The 20296-nt window shown below is 67.6% G+C and carries 22 protein-coding genes; 7 read left to right on the top strand and 15 right to left on the bottom strand.

The genetic code is table 11. From position 1 onward, the window contains the following. From M529_RS40545 to M529_RS40555, 3 genes are all read right to left on the bottom strand, one after another. Positions 1–897: a pirin family protein gene (locus M529_RS40545; protein ID WP_021318941.1), complete on the bottom strand. Its 897-nt coding sequence runs from the start codon at positions 895–897 to the stop codon at positions 1–3. 24 nt (positions 898–921) lie between these two features. Next, on the bottom strand, positions 922–1173 hold the full coding sequence (locus M529_RS40550; protein WP_021318942.1) for a hypothetical protein: 252 nt from the start codon (positions 1171–1173) through the stop codon (positions 922–924). A gap of 128 nt (positions 1174–1301) precedes the next feature. Continuing rightward, on the bottom strand, positions 1302–2000 hold the full coding sequence (locus M529_RS40555; RefSeq protein WP_021318943.1) for a pirin family protein: 699 nt from the start codon (positions 1998–2000) through the stop codon (positions 1302–1304). A gap of 114 nt (positions 2001–2114) precedes the next feature. On the opposite strand from M529_RS40555, the gene M529_RS40560 reads away from it, so the two are divergent. Next, positions 2115–3044 (top strand): LysR family transcriptional regulator, encoded by a 930-nt coding sequence (locus M529_RS40560; RefSeq protein ID WP_021318944.1) that lies wholly within the window; start codon positions 2115–2117, stop codon positions 3042–3044. 28 nt (positions 3045–3072) lie between these two features. On the opposite strand, the gene ribH is transcribed toward M529_RS40560, so the two are convergent. From ribH to M529_RS40605, 9 genes are all read right to left on the bottom strand, one after another. Next, on the bottom strand, positions 3073–3495 hold the full coding sequence (ribH, locus tag M529_RS40565) for a 6,7-dimethyl-8-ribityllumazine synthase (RefSeq protein ID WP_021318945.1): 423 nt from the start codon (positions 3493–3495) through the stop codon (positions 3073–3075). 115 nt (positions 3496–3610) lie between these two features. Next, entirely contained in the window at positions 3611–4900 is a 1290-nt protein-coding gene (ribB, locus tag M529_RS40570) for a 3,4-dihydroxy-2-butanone-4-phosphate synthase (RefSeq protein ID WP_021318946.1), read from the bottom strand. A gap of 68 nt (positions 4901–4968) precedes the next feature. After that, complete coding sequence (locus M529_RS40575; protein ID WP_021318947.1) at positions 4969–5580, bottom strand: riboflavin synthase; 612 nt, start codon at positions 5578–5580, stop codon at positions 4969–4971. A gap of 132 nt (positions 5581–5712) precedes the next feature. Continuing rightward, positions 5713–6690 (bottom strand): bifunctional diaminohydroxyphosphoribosylaminopyrimidine deaminase/5-amino-6-(5-phosphoribosylamino)uracil reductase RibD, encoded by a 978-nt coding sequence (gene ribD, locus M529_RS40580; protein WP_021318948.1) that lies wholly within the window; start codon positions 6688–6690, stop codon positions 5713–5715. An 11-nt stretch (positions 6691–6701) separates the two neighbouring features. Next, a complete protein-coding gene (locus M529_RS40585) occupies positions 6702–7232 on the bottom strand; it encodes a hypothetical protein (protein WP_021318949.1) in 531 nt (176 codons plus the stop codon). Positions 7233–7306: 74 nt separating this feature from the next. After that, entirely contained in the window at positions 7307–7996 is a 690-nt protein-coding gene (locus tag M529_RS40590; RefSeq protein ID WP_040601046.1) for an energy transducer TonB, read from the bottom strand. Between the two features lie 179 nt (positions 7997–8175). Then, positions 8176–9441 (bottom strand): DUF445 domain-containing protein, encoded by a 1266-nt coding sequence (locus tag M529_RS40595; protein ID WP_021318951.1) that lies wholly within the window; start codon positions 9439–9441, stop codon positions 8176–8178. Positions 9442–9533: 92 nt separating this feature from the next. Then, the gene (locus M529_RS40600; RefSeq protein ID WP_021318952.1) at positions 9534–12698 is read right to left on the bottom strand and encodes an efflux RND transporter permease subunit; all 3165 of its coding nucleotides are present in this window, start codon (positions 12696–12698) and stop codon (positions 9534–9536) included. A gap of 72 nt (positions 12699–12770) precedes the next feature. Beyond that, the gene (locus M529_RS40605; protein WP_031295171.1) at positions 12771–13943 is read right to left on the bottom strand and encodes an efflux RND transporter periplasmic adaptor subunit; all 1173 of its coding nucleotides are present in this window, start codon (positions 13941–13943) and stop codon (positions 12771–12773) included. 210 nt (positions 13944–14153) lie between these two features. Here M529_RS40605 and M529_RS40610 point away from each other — a divergent pair, with 210 nt between their 5' ends. Continuing rightward, complete coding sequence (locus M529_RS40610; RefSeq protein WP_021318954.1) at positions 14154–14402, top strand: GlsB/YeaQ/YmgE family stress response membrane protein; 249 nt, start codon at positions 14154–14156, stop codon at positions 14400–14402. Between the two features lie 79 nt (positions 14403–14481). Here M529_RS40610 and M529_RS40615 read toward each other — a convergent pair whose 3' ends face one another. The 3 genes from M529_RS40615 to M529_RS40625 all read right to left on the bottom strand — a co-directional run bounded on the left by M529_RS40615 (position 14482) and on the right by M529_RS40625 (position 15639). Next, the gene (locus tag M529_RS40615; protein WP_021318955.1) at positions 14482–14739 is read right to left on the bottom strand and encodes a GlsB/YeaQ/YmgE family stress response membrane protein; all 258 of its coding nucleotides are present in this window, start codon (positions 14737–14739) and stop codon (positions 14482–14484) included. A gap of 198 nt (positions 14740–14937) precedes the next feature. Next, complete coding sequence (sciP, locus tag M529_RS40620) at positions 14938–15237, bottom strand: CtrA inhibitor SciP (protein ID WP_021318956.1); 300 nt, start codon at positions 15235–15237, stop codon at positions 14938–14940. A 60-nt stretch (positions 15238–15297) separates the two neighbouring features. After that, a complete protein-coding gene (locus tag M529_RS40625) occupies positions 15298–15639 on the bottom strand; it encodes a hypothetical protein (RefSeq protein ID WP_021318957.1) in 342 nt (113 codons plus the stop codon). A gap of 123 nt (positions 15640–15762) precedes the next feature. On the opposite strand from M529_RS40625, the gene mnmA reads away from it, so the two are divergent. From mnmA to M529_RS40650, 5 genes are all read left to right on the top strand, one after another. Continuing rightward, positions 15763–16869, top strand: a complete 1107-nt coding sequence (gene mnmA, locus M529_RS40630; protein ID WP_021318958.1) for a tRNA 2-thiouridine(34) synthase MnmA — start codon at positions 15763–15765, stop codon at positions 16867–16869. Between the two features lie 243 nt (positions 16870–17112). Next, positions 17113–17775, top strand: a complete 663-nt coding sequence (gene hisG, locus M529_RS40635; RefSeq protein WP_021318959.1) for an ATP phosphoribosyltransferase — start codon at positions 17113–17115, stop codon at positions 17773–17775. Between the two features lie 101 nt (positions 17776–17876). Further along, entirely contained in the window at positions 17877–19166 is a 1290-nt protein-coding gene (gene hisD, locus M529_RS40640) for a histidinol dehydrogenase (RefSeq protein ID WP_021318960.1), read from the top strand. A gap of 21 nt (positions 19167–19187) precedes the next feature. Then, a complete protein-coding gene (gene nusB, locus M529_RS40645) occupies positions 19188–19634 on the top strand; it encodes a transcription antitermination factor NusB (RefSeq protein WP_021318961.1) in 447 nt (148 codons plus the stop codon). Between the two features lie 109 nt (positions 19635–19743). Further along, a partial coding sequence (locus M529_RS40650) for a thiamine-phosphate kinase (protein WP_031295173.1) occupies positions 19744–20296 on the top strand: 553 nt, incomplete at its 3' end.

Here is a 20296-nt window from a genome sequence, read left to right on the forward strand (position 1 = left end):
TCAGGCCGGAAGGGGGATGAACTCGCTTTCCTCGGGCACACGGGCGAAGCGCTGGGCCTGCCAGTCGGCCTTGGCCTGCTCGATCCGCTCGGGCGAGGAGGAGACGAAGTTCCAGTAGATATGCCGCGCCTCGGGCATCGGCTCGCCGCCCAGCAGCATCAGCCGGGTGTCTCCCTTGGCCTGCAGCACGATCTCCGCGCCGGGCTTGAACACCACCAGTTCGTTGGTCGCAAAGCCCCCGGTCTGGCCGATCACCTCGACCGCGCCGGCGACGACATAGATGGCGCGCTCGACATGCTCGGCCTTCAGCTGGTAGCGCGCGCCGTCGCGCATGGCGATGTCGGCATAGACCATGTCGGAAAAGGTCTTCACCGGCGACACCAGCCCGTCGGAGCTGCCCGCGATCACCGAGATGCTGACGCCGCCATCCTCCGCCTTGGGGATGTCCTGCGCCTTGTGATGGGCGAAGCTGGGGTCGATCTCCTCCGCCTGGGTCGGCAGCGCCACCCAGGTCTGCAGGCCGAACAGCGTGCCGCCCGTGGCGCGGACCTCGGGCGATGTGCGCTCGGAATGGACGATGCCGCTGCCTGCGGTCATCCAGTTCACCTCACCGGGGCGGATCGCCTGCACCGATCCCACCGAGTCGCGGTGCAGGATTTCCCCCTCCAGCAGATAGGTGACGGTGGCGAGGCCGATATGCGGGTGTGGGCGCACGTCCAGCCCCTCGCCGCTGCGGAACACCGCCTCGCCCATCTGGTCGAAGAAGATGAAGGGGCCGACCATGCGCCGCTGCGCCACGGGCAGGGCGCGGCGGACCTGGAAACCTTCGCCCAGGTCGCGGACCGCCGGCAGGATGACGAGGTCGACGCCCTCGATGTCGGACGAACGGACGGACATGGGACGGCTCCTTCGGATCGGGGATCAGGCGCCCAGCAGCGCCAGCGCCTCGATCTGTGCCCGAGAAAAGCCCTGCTCCGCAAGGTCCGGCACATGCGCTTCGGCGATCCGCCGGGTCCGGCCGGTCTCGCAGAGGAAGGCGCGGACCGGGCGATAGCGTTCGGGCAGCTGTTCGGCGGGGCGCGTGCCGCAACGGATATCGGCCACGGCGTTGAGGGTCGCCTTCACGTCCTGCCATTCGGCGGGGCTGAGGCGCGGGGTTGCGATGTTCAGCATGGGAAGGCTCCTTCAAAAAGCGTGCCTGGCTCCTACACCAGGACAGGGGTTGCGGTCAGACGGATAATCTCGTCCACTGTGTTCGATTTTTCCGAAAAAGGGGGCGAGGGTGATCCCCGCCCCCCGAATCAGGCTGCATCGACCAATACGATCTCGCTGTCCTCGATGGCCGTGATGCGGATCACGTCCATGTCGCTGATCGCCGCGCCGTCGCGCGCATTGACCCGGACATCGTCGATCTGCACCGCCCCGGTCGCCGGGACCAGATAGGCCTTGCGATCCTTTCCGATCGGATATTCGGCGCTTTCCCCGGCCCTCAGCGTCGCGCCGACCACCCGCGCGTCGGTGCGGATCGGCAGCGCGTCATTGTCGTTGTCGTAGCCGGAGGCGAGGGTGACGAACCGGCCGGACCGCTCGCCCTTCGGGAAGGGGCGCGCACCCCAGCTCGGCGCTTCGCCGTCGCGGGTCGGGAGGATCCAGATCTGGAAGATGCGCGTGGTCACGTCCTCCAGATTATATTCCGAATGGCGGATGCCAGTGCCGGCGCTCATCACCTGCACGTCGCCCGCCTCGGTGCGGCCCTTGTTGCCCAGGCTGTCCTGGTGGGTGATCGCGCCTTCGCGGACATAGGTGATGATCTCCATGTCGCGATGGGGGTGCGGCGGGAAGCCGGTCTGCGGGGCGATGGTGTCGTCGTTCCAGACGCGCAGATTGCCCCAGTGCATGCGGGCGGGATCATGATAGCCGGCGAACGAGAAATGATGCTTGGCGTCGAGCCAGCCGTGGTTGGCGCCGCCGAGGCTGTCGAAAGGACGAAGTTCGATCATCTTGGGTCTCCTGTCGGTGCGGCCGCTGCCGCTCCGTCGGACACCCATTTAGGCCTTGCACACTTTCCTGATCAGAGGGATAAATTGCATCATTATGTTCGAGGAAATGGAATAGTGGCCAATCCGGGCACCCCGACATTCGACCAGCTGCGCATCTTCCTCGCGATCGTCGACACCGGCAGCTTCGCCGCGGCCGGACGGCGGCTGGGCCGCGCTGTCTCCGTCATCAGCTACGGCATCGCCAATCTGGAGGCGCAGCTCGGCCTCTCCCTGTTCGAGCGCGAAGGGACGCGCCGGCCGCAGCTTACCGTCGCGGGCCGCGCGCTCCTGGCGGAAGCGCGGACCATCTCGCACGGGATCGAGGATCTGCGCGCCAAGGTGAAGGGCCTGCTCGACGGGCTGGAGGCGGAGGTCGACCTGGCCGTCGACGTGATGCTGCCGTCCGAGAGACTGGGCAAGGTACTGCGCGCCTTCGCTCGCGAATTCCCGACGGTGCAGCTGCGGCTGCACATGGAGGCGCTGGGCGCGATCACCGCGATGGTGCTGGATCGACAGGCGATCGTCGGCATATCCGGCCCGCTGGCGGCCGGGGTCGAAGGCGTGGAGTGCATCGCCGCGGGCATGGTGCCGATGGTGCCGGTCGCCGCGCCCGACCATCCGCTCGGCCGGATGGAGCGGATCGCGCCGGGCGCCGGACGCGAGCATATCCAGCTCGTCCTGACGGACCGGTCTCGCTTCACCGAGGGACAGGATTATTCGGTGCTCAGCCCCAAGACCTGGCGCCTGGCGGACCTGGGCGCCAAGCATGCGCTGCTGCGCGAGGGGATCGGCTGGGGCAATATGCCGCTGCCGATGATCGAGCCGGACCTGGTCGCCGGCACGCTGGTACGGCTGGCCATGCCGGACCATCCGGGCGGCATCTACCGCTTCGCCGGCATCTGGCGCCGCGACACGCCGCCGGGCCCGGCCGCCTCCTGGCTGCTCGACCAGTTCGTCAGGCTGGGGGAAGAGGACCGCGCGTTCGAAGGGATGGGCGACATCTGAGACGCCGCCGACCCGCCGGTCTCGCTACCTATGCCCCGAACCGGTCACGCAATGCGAGCATGGCGATGGCGGCCTTGGCCGCTTCGCCGCCCTTGTCCTTCTGGTCCTTGCGGGCACGGACCAGCGCCTGCGCCTCGTTCTCCACCGTCAATATGCCGTTGCCGATCGCGATACCGTCCATGCTGAGCGCCATCAGGCCGCGCGCGCTCTCGTTCGAGACCACCTCGAAATGATAGGTCTCGCCACGGATCACCACGCCGATCGCGACGAAGCCGTCATAGCGCCCGCTCTCCGCCGCCAGCGCGATCGCCCCGGGGATCTCCAGCGCGCCCGGCACCGTCACCACCTCGTGCCGGTGCCCCGCCTCCTCCAGCGCCGCGACGGCACCTTCGATCAGCAGGTCGTTCAGATGCTCGTAGAAGCGCGCTTCGACGATCAGGAATTTCGCCATGGGCCGGTGGTCCTCTTCAGGGCGATTTCAAGTCAGATGGAACATCTGACGAGTCGGAAATCGCGGAAAACAAAGACAAATAGAGCATTTTCTGTTCGATCTGATCAAACCATGCTCAGATTTCGATGGGGCGCTGGCCGACGACGGCCAGATCGTATCCGTCCAGCGCGATCAGGCTGTGATGGCTGTTGGTCAGCAGGATCATGTCGTGCACGCCCAACTCCGCGAGCAGCTGCGCGCCCACGCCATAGTTGCGCAGCTCGTCCATGTCGCTGGGGACTGCACCCTTGGCCGCATACCGCATGATCGACTTGGAAAGAAAATTGTCATCGTCGTTCCCGGTCAGCAGCACGATAAGGCCCGACCCTTCGCGTCCGATGATCTCCATCGAGCGCGCCAGAAGGTCGCTGCGCTTGCCCTCCGCGCCATAGATATCGTCCATCAGCGACAGCTGGTGCATCCGCACCAGGGTCGGTTGGTCGGGCACCACATGGCCCTTTTGCAGCACCATCTGCTCGGTGCGGGTCGCGCGGTTGTAGAAGCTGATCACCTTCCATTCGCCGCCCCATTTGCTGGCGAAGACCGTCTCCGCGCGCCGCTCGACCATATGGTCGTGGCGGCGGCGATAGGCGATGAGGTCGCGGATCGTGCCGATCTTCATCCGGTGCTTCTGCGCGAAGGGGATGAGGTCGTCCAGCCGCGCCATCGTCCCGTCATCCTTCATCACCTCGCAGATGACGCCGGACGGGTTGAGCCCGGCGAGCCGCGCCACGTCCACCGCCGCCTCGGTATGGCCGGCGCGCACCAGCACGCCGCCATCTTTCGCCACCAGCGGGAAGACGTGGCCCGGCGTGACGATGTCGGTGCGTCCCTTCGATCCGTCGATCGCGACGGAGATGGTGCGGGCGCGATCAGCCGCGGAAATGCCGGTGGTCACGCCGTCGCGCGCCTCGATCGACACGGTGAAGGCTGTTTCGTGCCTTGTGCCGTTGTTGCGGCTCATGAGTTCCAGGCCCAGATGGTCGACCCGGTCCTTCGTCAACGCCAGGCAGATGAGCCCGCGGCCGTGGGTCGCCATGAAGTTGATCGCGTCGGGCGTCGCCATCTGCGCGGGGATGACGAGGTCGCCCTCATTCTCGCGATCCTCGTCATCGACCAGGATGAACATGCGGCCGTTGCGCGCTTCGTTGATGATCTCCTCGGGACTGGCGAGCGCGGTGCCGCCCTCGCGCTTCAGCAGATAGGCTTCCAGCTTGCCCAGCGTGTCCGCGGTCGGGTTCCAGTCGGCCTCGCCCAGCCGGCGCAGCGAATTGGCGTGCAGGCCGGCGGCGCGCGCCAGGCCGGATCGGGACATCCCGCCTTCAGTGACGAGGCTGCGGACGGTATCGAGAAGCGCGGACGACATGGGGTGACTCCTTCCCGCCATGGGAGGAACGCCATATCACATTGTAGTGTGATTTATTCAAGATAAAATCACATCGCGCGGCCGCGAAGGCTCTGCATCCGGTCCAGGTAGCGGGCCAGCACGTCGATCTCCAGGTTTACGCTCGCGCCCTCGACCAGCCGCCCCAGCGTCGTCACTTCCCAGGTGTGCGGGATCAGGTTGACGGAAAAATGCGCGCCGCCCTCGACATCGCGTACCTCGTTTACCGTCAGCGATACGCCGTCCACGGTGATGCTGCCCTTCGGCGCGATCATCGGAGCCAGGGCGGCGTCCACCGCGAAGCCCACCTTGTGCGAATCGCCTTCGGGGCAGACGCCGACCACCGTGCCGATGCCATCGACATGGCCGGTGACGATATGGCCCCCCAGTTCGTCGCCGACCTTGAGCGCGCGTTCCAGGTTCAGACGCCCGCCTTCGTCCCACAGGCCCGGCGCGGTTCGCGCAACCGTCTCGGCCGACAGGTCGACCGCGAACCAGTCCTCGCCCTTCTCCACCACGGTCAGGCAGGCACCGGAACAGGCGATCGACGCGCCGATCGCCACTGTGCCCATGTCGTAACCGCAGCCGATCACAAGCCGCAGGTCGCCCCGCGGCTCATGGCTGCGGATCGTGCCGATGTCGGTGATGATGCCGGTGAACATGGTTCTGTTTCCTACCTCCATCCGCCCTGAGCGAAGTCGAAGGGCTCGACCGACCGAAGGGAGGTCACTTCGCTACGCTCAGTCCTGGGCTTCGACTTCGCTCAGCCCGAACGGGCAAGCGTGGCGCGTGATCTAGGCGTTCCGGACCCGCTCGTAAACCTCCAGCCGATCGACGCCCAGCGCCCGCGCATCCATTATCCGCCAGCGGCCATGCGCCTGGCCAAGGTCGCTTAACCCGATGTCGCCAATCCCGGCCAGCCCGTCGCCGATCAAAATCGGCGCCCGATAAAGCAGCAGCCGGTCCACCAGATCCGCGCGCAGGAAAGCCGCCGACGCGCCCGCGCCGCCTTCGACCAGCAGATGGTCCACCCGTTCGAGCGCCGCGATCTCCTCCGGCGCGCCGATCCGCTCCCAACCCTGGGGCGCGTCGCCCCGGCTCAGCAGCAGCCGGCGGGGCGAACGGTCCTCAAGCCCCGGCAAGCGCACGTCGAGTCGCGGCGCATCCGCCCGCGACGTGCCCCCACCGACCAGGATCGCGTCATGCCGCGCCCGTTCCATATGCGCATGCGCCCGTGCGTGCGGCCCGGTGATCCAGCGGCTGCGCCCATCCGCCAGCGCGATCCGCCCGTCGATCGACAGGCCGAGCTTCAGGGTCACGGACGGCCGGCCCAGCGTCTGTCGCAGCACGAAGCCGCGCATGGCCCGCGCCGCCTCGGCCGCCATCAGGCCCATCTCGACCACGATTCCCTGTTCCCGCAGCCACGCCGCGCCCTGTCCGTCGGTGCGGGGATCGGGATCGCGCAGCGCGATCACCACGCGCTCCACCCCTGCCCGCGCCATCAGGTCGGCGCAGCGTGGTCCGCGCGGGGAAAGGTGGAAACAGGGTTCCAGCGTCACATAGGCGGTGGCGCCCCGCGCCCGGTCCAACGCCTGCTCCAGCGCCTGCGCCTCCGCATGGGGCCGCCCGCCCTTCTGCGTCCAGCCGCGGCCGACGACACGGCCGTCCTTCACGATCAGGCAACCGACATTGGGATTGGGCGTGGAAAGGCCGCGTCCGCGTTCCGACAGCGCGATGGCGGCCGCCATGTACCGGCGGTCGTCGGCGAGCATCGGCGGCGGGCTCAGGGCTGCGCAGTCCCGGCCTTGGCGGTGGCGGCGGCGCTTGCCTGCGGCGACGCCTTCTCCGCCGCTTCCGCCTTCGCCAGCCGCTGGTCAAGTATCGCGTCGATCGCCTTCACCGCTTCCTTGCGCTGCGCCGTGTTGCGCTTTTCCTCTTCGCGCCATTCGATGCCGAAGGCGTCGGCGAAACCCTGCATCTTCTTCTGCTGCTGGATCAGCGCCGCTTCGCGCTTGGCGAAGTCGATCTTCTGCTGGAGGATGATCGCCGCGTCGGACCGGTTCGCGTCCCAGCTTTCGACATAGATGATCTTGTTGCGCGTCGGCATGGTGTTCGTGTTCGCGTCGATCACGAAAGCCCAGATGATCACCCAGGTCAGCGCGACGGACAGGCCCAGAATCGGCCATTTATGCTGCCGCTGCTGCCGGAAATAGCTCCAGAAGTCGCCAAGCGCGCTCTTGGGAGAAACGGGACGGGGAAAGATCGCCATGCCGCCGATATAGGGCAGGCCGCGCCGGGATGCAAAATCGGACATGCCTTGCCTCCTGCGAAGGACTGGTCGCCGTCATGCCCGCCCCTCTCCGGGAAAGGAGAAGGGCGGGCATCGCATCATTTGTCCGTCAGCGTGAACCGCACCGTCAGCACCTTGGTCGCGCTCACCGGCACCCCGTCGCGCGTCGCCGGACGAAACCGCCATTTGCGCAGCGCATGGCGCTGGGTGGCGATCCAGAAGGCCTCGTCGGTGGCGGAAACCTTCTCGATGTCCGTCACCCGTCCGTCGGTGCCGATGGTGACCCGCACCGTGACGCTGCCTTCCAGACCCTGCCGAATCATCGAGCCGGGATAATCCGGCTGGAATCCCGCCACGGCTCCCGGCGCGATGCTGGCATCTACCAGTACCGGCTCCCGCGGCGGGTCGGCGGGGGGCGGCGTGACGATCGTCCCGGCCCCGGCGCCGTCGATAAAACCGGGCTTGGTGGATCCCATCAGATCGTCCGGGTTGAACGGCTTGATCGGGACGATCGGATCGGCCGCCGTCGGACGCTCTTCCGCCTTTTGCTGGAGTTTCTCCTTCACCGCCTCCTGCTTCTGGGGCTCCGGCGGCGGCGGAGGATCAAGGGGTATTTGCCTCCCGATCAATATCTGCGGCACATAGGGCGTGATCATTTCCCGCGGCGTGAGCAGGAATACCCCGGCCACCACCGCATGCACCGCGATCGCGCCGCCCAGTCCGACTGGCGAGCGTCGGCGTGCACCATAGCCCGAAGCCTGCCCGCCGCCCGCCGTCAGCATTTCCATCCGTCGCATAGGTTCACTCCCAGCTTGTTGGATCATCCTCTTCCCGCCGGGTTCTTTCCCGGCAATGTAATGGTACAACATTTATGATATGTTGCAACATTCATTGCGGTCCTGCGACATCGAATCTATTGACCGCCTCGCTCTACGGGTTGCGGGTCGCAAGCCGCCTCTCGGCAGGATCAGAGCAGGGTGTCGACCGCGTGCAGCGCCAGGCCAACGAGTCCGCCGACCAGCGTCCCGTTGATCCGGATATATTGCAGGTCGCGGCCCACGGCATGTTCCAGGCGGCTGGTGACGGTCCCCGCGTCCCATCCCCGCACCGTGTCGCTGACCAGCCGGACGATCGAATCGCCATAGCTGGCGGTGGCGCCCACCGCCGCGCGGCGCACGAAGCGGTTGATCACCACGCGCAGCCGCGCATCTTCCTGCAGCGTGCCGCCCAGCTGGCGCAGCGCCTCACCCAGCCGGCCCGCCATCGCCTTGCCGGGGTCGCGCACCGCGCGCAGCAGGCCGCCCCGCGCCTGCTCCCACAGGCCGTCGATCCAGCGCTGCATCGCCGGATTGTCGAGGATTTCGTCGCGCACTTTCGCGGCCTTCGCCTGCATCTCCAGGTCGAACTGCAGGTCGCTCGCCAGCTTCGCCATGCCCTCCTCGGCCTTCAGGCGCAGGCTGTGGCCCGGATCGGCCGCCATTTCAGCCAGCAGCCGGCGCAGTCCGTCGATGATCGCATTGGCCAGATTCTCGTCCAGCCCGGTCCAGCGCAGGATTTTGCCCGCGCGCTGGTGCACCATGTCGCGGATCAGGTGATCGTTCGCTTCCAGCGTCCGGTCCGCCCACAGGATGATGCCGTCCATCACGGGCGCATGCCGCCCGTCGCGCATCGCCGCCTCCAAGGCCTGGCCGATCAGCGGGCCGACCGCGATGGCGCGTAGCCGCTGGCCGATCGCACCCTTGACCATGCCACCCAGCCGTTCCTGGTCCAGCGCCTCCAGCAGGTCGGCGACAAGGCGCGACGCGCCCTCGCGCAACCGTCCGTCGCCGTCCGACGGGCTGGCGAGGAAGCGCCCGGCCGCCGCCGCCATGTCCACGCCGCGCATCCGCCGCGCCACGACCGCCGGAATCAGGAAATTGTCGCGCAGGAACAGGGCGAGCGTATCACCGATCCGGTCCTTGTTGCGCGGAATGATCGCCGTGTGCGGGATGGGAAGGCCAAGCGGATGACGGAACAGCGCCGTGACCGCGAACCAGTCGGCCAGGCCGCCGACCATCGCCGCCTCGGCAAAGGCCTGGACGAAACCGATGGCGGGATGAAGATGCGCCGTCGCCCGCGCCCCGAGGAACAGCGCGGCCATCGCGACAAGCATTCCCGTCGCCACCAGCCGCATGCGCCGCGCCGGGTGCGCGGGCCGTTCGGCGGCGATCGGGGACAGGGGCGCGAGCGTCATGACGCTCCAACGGTTACGCGGCCGTTTCGTTCAGGCAAAGCGCGATTTCACGGCGCCCACCCCTCCCGCAAGGGGGAGGGGCTTTGGCACCGTCACTCCGCCGGCTGCGCCTGTCCCGCATGCGCGGCGTCGTCGCCCTTGCGGTAGGTCAGCAGGCGCCGGCCGATCCGCGGGCCGATTGCCTGCTCAAGGCCCAGCGCCAGGCTGAAGGTTGCGGGCACGATGACCAGCGTCAGGATGGTCGACAGGATCAGGCCGCCGATCACGGTGATGCCCATCGGTGCGCGCCACGCGCCGTCGCCCGACAGGGAAAGCGCGGTGGGCACCATGCCCGCCACCATCGCGACGGTGGTCATCACGATCGGCTGGGCGCGCTTGTGACCGGCATCGACGATCGCCTCGAACTTCGGCACGCCCTTCTCCATCTCCTCCAGCGCGAAGTCAATGACCAGGATCGAGTTCTTGGCGACGATGCCGAGCAGCATGAGCAGGCCGATGAACACCGGCATCGACAGCGGCTGCCCCGCGATGTGCAGCGCCAGAGCGCCGCCCAGCGGCGCCAGCAGCAGCGACCCCAGGTTGACGAAGGGCGGCATCACCCGCTTGTAGAGCAGCATCAGCACCGCCAGCACCAGCATGATGCCGGAGATGACGGCGATCAGGAAGTTCTGCAGCATTTCCGCCTGCCACTTGCTGTCGCCGATATTCAGCTTCTGCACGCCCTGGACCTTGCCGTCGAGCACCGCCTTCATCGTCGGCAGCGCATTGATCGCCTGCATCGCCTGGCTGGTGACGATGCCCGGCGCCAGGTCCGCCCCCACGACGATGCGGCGAATCTGGTTGTAGCGGCGGATCTGGGTCGGGCCGGCGCCGAATTCGATGTCGGCGACGACCTTCAGCGGGACCGACCCGCCGTTGACGGTCGGCACCGGCATGTTCTCGATCAGGCCGATGTCACGCCGGCTGTCTTCCCGCACCGCGACCCGGATCGGGATCTGACGGTCGGACAGCGAGAATTTGGCGCTGTTCTGGTCGATGTCGCCGATCGTCGCGATGCGGATCGCCTGGCTCAGCGCGGCGGTGGTGACGCCCATGCTGGCGGCGAGGTCAAGGCGCGGCTTCACGATGATCTCCGGCCGCTGCATGTCGCCCTGCACGCGCGGGGCGCGGATCAGCTGGATGCCGCTCATCTCGGCCACGATCTTGTTCGCGGTCTCCTCCAGCAGCGCGGGATCGTCGCTGCCGAACATCAGCACGATGTCACGCCCGAAGCCGCCGCCCGACTGCGACTGGAAGTTGACGCGCGCGTCCGCGATGTCGTGGAACTCGGGCGCGACCTTGCGCTCCCAGTCGACCGAAGAGATCGGGCGGTCCTTCTTGAGCGTCAGGAAGATGTTCGCGCCGGTCGTCTCGATATCCGCAAAGGCGGCGTCGACCACGTCCTTGTCGGCCGTCAGCATGTCGGCGACGCGACGGGTGATGGCGGTGGTCTGCTCCAGCGTGCTGCCCGGCACCGTCTCGATCTTCACCTGGCTGAAGTCGGTGTTGATGGTCGGCTGGAAGGTCATGGGCAGGGTCGCGAAGGCCAGGATGGTCGCAGCAAAGGCCAGGAAGCCGAAACCCAGGGTCCAGACCCGATGGTCGAACAGCCATGCGGTGAAGCGCGCGGCTCCGCCCCGCGCGCGGCGGGCGATCGCGCGCCGCTGGTCGAGCGACCAGTGCAGCACCGCCATATAGACGTCCATCAGCCAGCCTTCGCCATGGCTTTCCTCGCCATGGGCCTTGAGGAAATAGGCCGCGACCATCGGCGTGATCAGGCGCGCGACGGCAAGGCTCATCAGCACGGACACGACCACGGTCATGCCGAACTGGATGAAGAACTGGCCGGCAAGGCCCGGCATCAGCGCGACCGGCAGGAACACCGCGACGATCGCCATGGTGGTCGCCAGCACGGCGAGGCCAATCTCGTCCGCCGCGTCGATCGACGCCTGATAGGCGGTCTTGCCCATGCGCATGTGGCGGACGATGTTCTCGATCTCCACGATCGCGTCGTCGACCAGCACGCCCGCCACCAGGCTCAGCGCCAGCAGCGAGATGCCGTTGAGCGTGAAGCCCATCATGTCCATGAACCAGAAGGCGGGGATCGCCGACAGCGGAATGGCGAGGGCGGAGATCATCGTCGCGCGCCAGTCGCGCAGGAACAGGAAGACGATGACGACCGCCAGCACTGCACCCTCGATCATCGCCTGCATGGCCGAATGATACTGGTCGCGGGTATAGTCGACGCTGCTGTAGAGCTGCTTGAACTGGACCTTGGGGTTCTCCTGCTTCAGCTTGTCCAGCACCTTCATCGCATCGTCATAGACGGTGACGTCGGACGATCCCTTGGCCTTCTCCAGGCTGAAGCTGGTCACCTGCCGCCCGTTCATCAGGGCGAGTGAGCGCTGCTCGGCATACATGTCGCGCACGTCGGCGATGTCGGCCAGCTTGACCGTCCGGCCGCCGGAAATGGCGATCTGCGTCTGCCCCAGCGTATAGGCGTCGCGGGCGTTGCCCAGCACCCGGATCGCCTGCTCGGCGCCGGCGATCTCGGTGCGGCCGCCCGCGGCGTTCAGGTTCACCTGGTTCAGCTGCGCATTGACCTGGGCCGCGGTGATGCCGTGGGACTGCAGCTTGGCAGGGTCCAAGATGACGCGGATCTCTCGGCTGACGCCGCCGTCGCGCTTGACCGCCGCCATGCCTGGAACGCCCAGCAGCCGCTTGGCCACCGTGTTGTCGACATACCATGACAGCTCCTCCAGCGTCATGTCCGTCGCTTCGGCGCTGAAATAGGCGATGGGGCCGCCGTCGACGTCGATGCGCGACACCTGCGGTTCCAATATGCCTTCGGGCAGGTCGCTGCGGATCTGGTCGACCGCATTCTTGACGTCGTTCACTGCGCGATCGACGGGGAGGCCGATCTGGAACTGGACGTTGGTGAGCGACTGCCCCTCCGACGCGAAGGACGTGATCTCGTCGACGCCGCTGATGCCGCGCACCGCCGCCTCGACCCGCTGCGTCACCTGCGTTTCCAGCTCGGTGGGCGCGGCGCCCGGTTGCAGCACGGTGACGCTGACCATCGGGAAGCTGACGTCCGGATTCTGGTTGATGTCCATCCGGCTGAAGCTGACCAGTCCTGCCAGCAGCAGGGCTGCGAACAGCACGATCGGCGACATCGGGTTACGGATGGCCCAGGCGGAGATGTTGCGAAAATTCATGGCGGCCTTCCCTGCCGGCCTTCCCCGCCGGCCTGTGGACGGACGGCGACGCGACAGGCGCCGCCAGTCCCCTTATTTCGTCTTCTGCACTTCCGGCTTGACCTTCTGCCCAGGGGTCAGGAAGGCGCCGGCCGAAGCCACGATGCGTTCCTGGCCCGTGATGCCGGACAGCACCGACACACCGGCATCAGACACCTGGCCGACCTTCACGTCGCGGCGCTCGACCTGGTTGCCGCCGTTGACGACATAGACATAATTGCCCTTGGCGTCGCTCTGTACCGCGGATTCAGGCAGCATGGGAGAGGATCCCGATCCGCTGACGATCGTCGCAGAGGCGAAGCCGCCAGGGCGGATGCCCGGATTGTACGGAATGGCGATGCGCGCGATACCCAGCCGCGTCTGCGGATCGACGACCGGCGAAACCTGCCACACCCGCCCGGCGAACTGATCCTTCGACCCGACCGGGGTCACGGTCGCGCTGTTGCCGGTGCGGATGCTGGCGAGGTCGCCCTCGCTCAGCTGCGCCAGCATCTCCATCTCGCCGTCCTTGGCCATGCGGAACAGCACGCCGCTGCCCGCCTGGACGATCTGGCCGGGCTCGACCGTGCGGGTCAGCACCAGACCGGAGGCGGGGGCCTTGATGTCCAGCCGCCCGGTCCGCGCCTGCTGCTCGGCGAGTTGCGCCGCGGCGACGTTGACGCGCGCCTGCGCGGCGTCGCGCGTGGCGGTGCGCTGGTCGATGTCGGCGGCGCTGATGAAACCCCGTCCCACCAGCGCCTTGGCGCGGTCGAGCTGCGCCTGCGCCAGCTTGGCGTCGGCGCGCGCCACCTCCACCTGGGCGGCAAGCGAGCGGACCTGCTCGGCCTGCACCGACCGTTCGATCACCGCCAGAACCTGACCCGCGCGCACCCAGTCGCCCGGCTGCACCAGCACGCGCAGCACCGCGCCGCCCTCGCCGACCACGCCGACCGGCATGTCGACCCGCGCGGCGAGCGATCCTGTCGCGCTGACCGTGCGCTGGACGTTCGTCTGGCCGGGACTGATGACCGTCACGACCGGCGCCTGCGCCCCTGCATCGGCGGGCGTCGCTGCCTTGTCGCCGCGCGACAGCCAAACCGCCGCGGCGACCAGCGCCACTGCTGCGACGCCGGCCACGATCAGTATCCGCCGCTTGCGCTTGCGCGCTTCGTCATCTTCCAGGCCGACGATCGCAACGTCGCCCATCAGCTGGGTCTCGTAATTCATGCCGATTTCCATTCTCCGGCGCTTTGCCCCTAAACGCCACTGTGTTATATGAATATAGCACCAGCCTCAAGCCCCAAATATCATGGATGGCGGGGGGACGGCAAAGCCAATCTGTGCCGGAGTGGAACGGTCATTCCGGGAGCGTCGCGGCCGCTTGCCAAAGCTGCCCGCTTGTGTCGCTATGGCTGACAGGGGTCGGAGGGACGGACGATGGAAGTGCTGGGCTGGATCATCCTGGGGCTGTTCGCCGGCGCCATAGCGCGGCTGGTCATGCCCGGCCGCGACCCGGGCGGCTGTGTCGTCACGATATTGCTGGGCATCGCCGGCGCCCTGTTCGCGGGCTTTGTCGGCCGCCTGCTCGGCGTGACCGCGCCGGGCGACCATGGCGGTTTCATCGGCGCGGTGCTGGGGGCAGTGGCGGTGCTGGCAATCTACCGCTGGTTCGCGCAGCGCGGCTGAGTCGCCTTTGCCGGCCGTTCATACGAAAAGGGCCGCGCCGACGATCGACGCAGCCCTTTGGTTCGGCAGGATGGCGGGGTTAGCGCACCGACCCGCGGCGCACCAGGTTGACGATCGCCAGCAGGATCACCGCGCCCACCAGCGAGACGAGGAAGCTGGTCAAGTTGAGCCCGCTTTCGTTGATCGAGCCGCCGCTGAAGATCAGACCGCCGATGAAGGCGCCGACGATGCCGACGACGATGTTCAGCAATATACCCTGTTGTGCGTCCGTGCGCATGATCAGGCTGGCAAGCCAGCCGATGACGCCGCCGACGATAAGCCACAAAATGATGCCCATGTGAGTCTCTCCTTGCACCAGCGCCCCCCGGCGGTTGGCTGAAGCATGTAACGGCGGAGGATGAATTGCGTTCCCCAACGAAATGATTGTTGGCTTCGGGCTGGCTTCCGGCACGATGATCATGTGAGTTCCAATAGCAAAAGGCCGCGGGTTGCCCCGCGGCCTTCATGGCGACCCGGCTCCTTCGGCCTTATTTCGTCAGAACTTCTGCTGCCGTTCGTAGAGCGACTTGTAATATTGGATGCGCGTGACGCGCAGGCCGTGCATGCCGGACCGGTCGACGGCACGCTGCCAGCCGGCGAATTCCTCCAGCGTCAGGTTGTACCGTTCGCACGCCTCGTCCACGGTCAGCAGCCCGCCATTGACGGCGGCGACGACCTCGGCCTTGCGGCGCACGACCCAACGGGTGGTGTCAGCCGGGGGCAGGCTCTCCAGCGTCAGCGGCTCACCCAAGGGACCGACGACCTGAGCTGGCCGGATTTTCTGATTTTCTATCATTCTCACCCTCAAATGCGGCACTGGTTGCTGAAAGCTCAGCAGCGAAAACCCTTATCCGCCTCAGCCCTGAACATCGGCTAAAGCGCCACGGTAAACGCCGTTTTCATCATCCTTGCCCCACCTTGAATGCCCTGCGATCAGCGGGTTGAAGCTGCCTGCAAGGCGCGCGGCGTCGATCACGCCACTGGAACCCGGCGAGAAAACCCCCGCCAGCTCCTCGACCCAGTCTTCTGGTCCGTCCTGCCCCCGCAGGACGCCCGCCACCGCCCGTGCCGTCGGACTGCCCGCCTGCGTCGCCGCCGAAACGGCGCGCAGGAAGGGCCAGGCCGGAATCCGCCAACGATCGACGGGCCGGGCATGTGCAGGCCGCAGCCCGCGGGAACGGTGGAAGCTCAGGTCCATGTTCCCGTTGGTAAGCGCAAATGGATAAAGCGAGGTAAACCCGCTCGCATTTCGTTGCACCGCCCAGCGGCAGCGCCGCGATCGCGCTGGAACCCCGCGCGTTCCACGCCTATATGCGCGCCCATGCAGCCAGAATTCCAGCTTGCCGGGCCGCTCGCGCAGCGGCGAATCGTCGTTGCCATGTCCGGCGGCGTCGATTCGAGCGTGGTGGCGGCGCTCGCCGCACGGACCGGGGCGGAGGTGATCGGGGTCACGCTTCAGCTCTACGACCATGGCGCCGCCGTCGGCCGCACGGGCAGCTGCTGCGCCGGTCAGGACATCCGCGACGCCCGCGCCGTAGCCGACCGGATCGGCATCGCGCACTATGTCTTCGACTATGAAAGCCGCTTCCGCGACTCGGTGATCGCGGATTTCGCCGACGAATATATGGCCGGCCGCACCCCCATTCCCTGCGTGAAGTGCAACATGGGGGTGAAGTTCACCGATCTCTTCCAGATCGCACGCGATCTGGGCGCCGACTGCCTCGCCACGGGCCATTATGTCCGCCGAGTCGAAGGCTCGCAGGGCGCGGAACTGCACCGTGCCGCCGATCCCGCGCGCGACCAGAGCTATTTCCTGTTCGCAACCACCCAGGCGCAGCTCGACTATCTGCGCTTCCCCCTGGGGGGCCTGCCCAAGCCACAGGTGCGGGAGATCGCGGCGGACCTCGGCCTGTCGGTGGCGCTCAAGCCCGACAGCCAGGACATCTGCTTCGTGCCCGACGGCGACTATGCGAAGATCGTGCGCAAGCTGCGCCCCGACGCGGACGAGGGCGGCGACATCGTCCATGTCGATGGCCGCCTGCTCGGCGCGCACAGGGGGCTGATCCACTATACGGTCGGCCAGCGCCGGGGGCTGGAGATCGGCGGCCAGGCCGAGCCGCTCTACGTCGTCCGCCTCGATGCCGCGGAGCGCCGGGTCATCGTCGGCCCTAAGGCCGCGCTCGCCGTATCGGGTGCGCGCCTGTCCGACATCAACTGGCTGGGCGGCGATTTCACCGGAGTCCTGACCGCCAAGGTGCGCTCGATGGCGAAGCCCGTCCCCGCCCGGCTGGACGGCGACCGGCTGGTCTTCGACGCGCCCGAATATGGCGTCGCGCCCGGCCAGGCGGCGGTTCTCTACGCCGGCGACCGCGTGCTGGGCGGCGGCTGGATCGCTGAAACGCAGGCCGCGCTCGCGCAGGTGGCGTGACGCCGATCACGGATCGGGCCGACGATCCATGACAGGAACGGGGTGCTGCCCCGCGCGAATCCCTCTCTCTCAAACCCTCTCTCTTGGGGGACGGGGATGCAAAGCACCGGCGGCATGTCGCGCGGCCGACGCCGGGTGAGGAGGGGCGGCCCTGAAGGGGCGCGCCGGCAGGCCTGTCCTTCCTCATCCGGTTCGGCCCGCAACCTTGCCCTTTCGCGCCCCCGCCGGTAAGGCCCGCGCGTCATGACTCGCCCGCTCACCTTCGCCATTCCCAAGGGTCGCATTCTCGACGAGGCGCTGCCGCTCCTCGCGCGCGCCGGGATCGAGCCGGAGGCAGAGTTCCATGACAAGCGCAGCCGCGCATTGCGTTTCGCGACCAACCGCCCGGACGTCTCCATCATCCGCGTGCGCGCCTTCGACGTCGCCACCTTCGTCGCCCATGGCGCGGCGCAGATCGGCATCGTCGGCTCCGACGTGGTCGAAGAGTTCGACTATTCGGAGCTCTATGCCCCGGTCGACCTCGACATCGGCCATTGCCGCCTGTCCGTCGCCGAACCGGCGGGTCTTGCCGGCGAGGACGAGGCGGCGATGAGCCATGTCCGCGTCGCCACCAAATATCCGCACCTGACGCGCCGATATTATGAGGCGATGGGGCTCCAGGCGGAATGCGTGAAGCTGAACGGCGCGATGGAACTGGCCCCGTCGCTGGGCCTGTCGCGCCGCATCGTCGACCTGGTCTCCTCGGGCGCGACGCTCAAGGCCAACGGGCTGGTCGAGACGCATGTCATCATGCAGGTCTCCGCGCGCCTGATCGTCAACCGCGCCGCCTTCAAGATGCGCTCGGCCGACCTCGCCCCGATGGTCGAGGCCTTCCGCAAGGCCGTGGGGGTGAAGGATGCCGCTTGACCTTCCTCCGTCATCCCAGCGAAAGCTGGGATCTCGTTTCCTCTCTCCCGCCTCAAGAAAAGAGAGAGCCCAGCTTTCGCTGGGATGACGAAAGACAAGCCATGCCCCTTCGCCTCACCACCGCAGCGCCCGATTTCGCGTCCGCCTTCACCGCGCTGGTCGATGCGCGCCGCGAAGCGGACGAGGACGTTTCGCGCGATGTCGCCGCGATCCTGAAGCGCGTCCGGAGCGAGGGCGACACCGCGCTCGCCGATTTTACCCGCCGCTTCGACCGGCACGATCTGGACGCGAGCGGCTGGGCGGTCGAGCCGGCCGAATGCCGCGCCGCGCTGGAGACCATTCCCACGAAGCTGCGCGACGCGCTGGAGCTCGCCGCCGCCCGCATCGCCGCCTACCATGAGAAGCAGAAGCCGCAGGACAGCGACGGGATCGACGCCGCGGGCGTGCGGCTGGGCGCGCGCTGGCGTCCGGTGGATGCCGCCGGGCTCTATGTCCCCGGTGGTCGCGCCGCCTATCCCAGCTCGCTGCTGATGAACGTCATCCCCGCCAGGGTCGCTGGAGTCGGCCGGATCGCGATGGTGACGCCGACGCCCGGCGGGACGATCAACCCGATGGTCCTCGCCGCCGCCCGCATCGCCGGGATCGAGGAAATCTGGCGGGTCGGCGGCGCGCAGGCGATCGCGGCGCTTGCCTATGGCACGGGGCGCATCCGTCCCGTGGACGTCGTCACCGGCCCGGGCAATGCCTGGGTCGCGGAGGCCAAGCGCCAGCTTTACGGCGTCGTCGGTATCGACATGGTCGCCGGCCCATCGGAGATTGTCGTCGTCGCCGACGCGAAGAACGATCCGGACTGGATCGCGGCCGATCTGCTGAGCCAGTCCGAGCATGATCCGACCAGCCAGTCGATCCTTTTCACCGATGACGCGGCCTTCGCCGACGCGGTGGAAAAGTCGGTCGAGGGGCGCCTCGCCCAGCTCGCGACCCGCGAAGTGGCGGCGGCAAGCTGGACTGCCAACGGCGCGATCATCCTCGTCCGCGACCTTGAGGAAGCCATGCCGCTGGTCGACCGGCTCGCGCCCGAGCATCTGGAGCTGGCAGTCGATGATCCCGACGCCTTGTTCGCGCAGGTGCGCCATGCCGGTTCCGTCTTCCTCGGCCGCATGACGCCCGAGGCGGTGGGCGATTACGTCGCCGGGCCCAACCATGTCCTCCCCACCGGGCGCCGCGCCCGCTTCTCTTCGGGCCTCTCCGTGCTCGACTTCATGAAGCGCACCAGCTTCCTCGGGCTCGACAAGGGCGCGATCGAGGCGATCGGTCCCGCCGCCGTGGCGCTGGCCGAGGCGGAGGGCCTGCCCGCCCATGCCGCGTCGGTGGCGTTGCGCCTCTCCTGACACCGGAGTAGGGGGCAGGGTATGAACGACCGCTCCAAATCCCGCTCTGCCGCGCGCCTCGCCGCGGTGCAGGCGCTCTACCAGCTCGAAATGGAGGGCACGCCGCTCGCGGCCCTGCTGCACGAATTCCATCAGCATCGCCTCGGCGCCACCATCGAGGACGTGACCTACGCCGAGGCGGAGGTGCCCTTCTTCGACGACATCGTGTCGGGCGTGGACAAGCGCCGCGCGGAGATCGACGCGCTGGTCGCCGCGCGCCTGTCGCAGGGCTGGGCGCTCGACCGGCTCGACCGGCCGATGCGCCAGATCCTGCGCGCCGGCACTTATGAACTGCTCGCTCGGCCGGACGTCGGCACCGGCACCGTCATCAGCGAATATCTCGATGTCGCGCACGCCTTCTACGACCGGCGCGAGGCGGGATTCGTCAACGGCCTGCTCGACGCCGTGGCGAAGGACGTGCGGAAATAGCCCCTTCCCGTCAACCTGAACTTGTTTCAGGGTCCATTTCCCCTCTCGCGCGGTTGGTGCCGAAGGCGAAATGGATGCTGAAACGAGTTCAGCATGACGGAGGAATATGATGTCCGCCGAATCCCGCTTCCTCACCCTGCTGCGCCTGCTTGCGTACCATCCCGCCGCACAGGGCTTGCAGGACGACGTCGCGCTGCTCCCCGTCGGCAATGCCCGCCTCGTTCTCACCAGCGATACGATGGTGGAGGGCATCCATCACCTTCCCACTGATCCCCCCGCTGCCGTCGGCTGGAAGCTCGCGGCGGTGAACCTTTCCGACCTTGCCGCCAAGGGCGCCCGGCCGCTCGGTTGTCTGCTCAACTATGCTCTGTCCGGCGACGACGCCTGGGATGCCGCCTTTCTCGAAGGGCTGGGCGAGGCGCTGGAACGCCACGCCATGCCGCTGCTGGGCGGCGACACGGTGCGGATGCCCGCCGATGCGCCGCGCAGCTACAGCCTGACCGCTATCGGCGAGGCGCAGTCCAGCGTTCCCAGCCGCACCGGGGCGCGTGCCGGTGACCGCCTCTATGTGACCGGCCCGATGGGGGATGCGGGCGTCGGACTCGAACTGCTGCGCGCCGACCCGGCCGCCGCCGGGCCGCTGGTGGAGGCCTATCGCCGTC

It is taken from the genome of Sphingobium ummariense RL-3, assembly GCF_000447205.1.
Lineage (GTDB): Bacteria > Pseudomonadota > Alphaproteobacteria > Sphingomonadales > Sphingomonadaceae > Sphingobium > Sphingobium ummariense.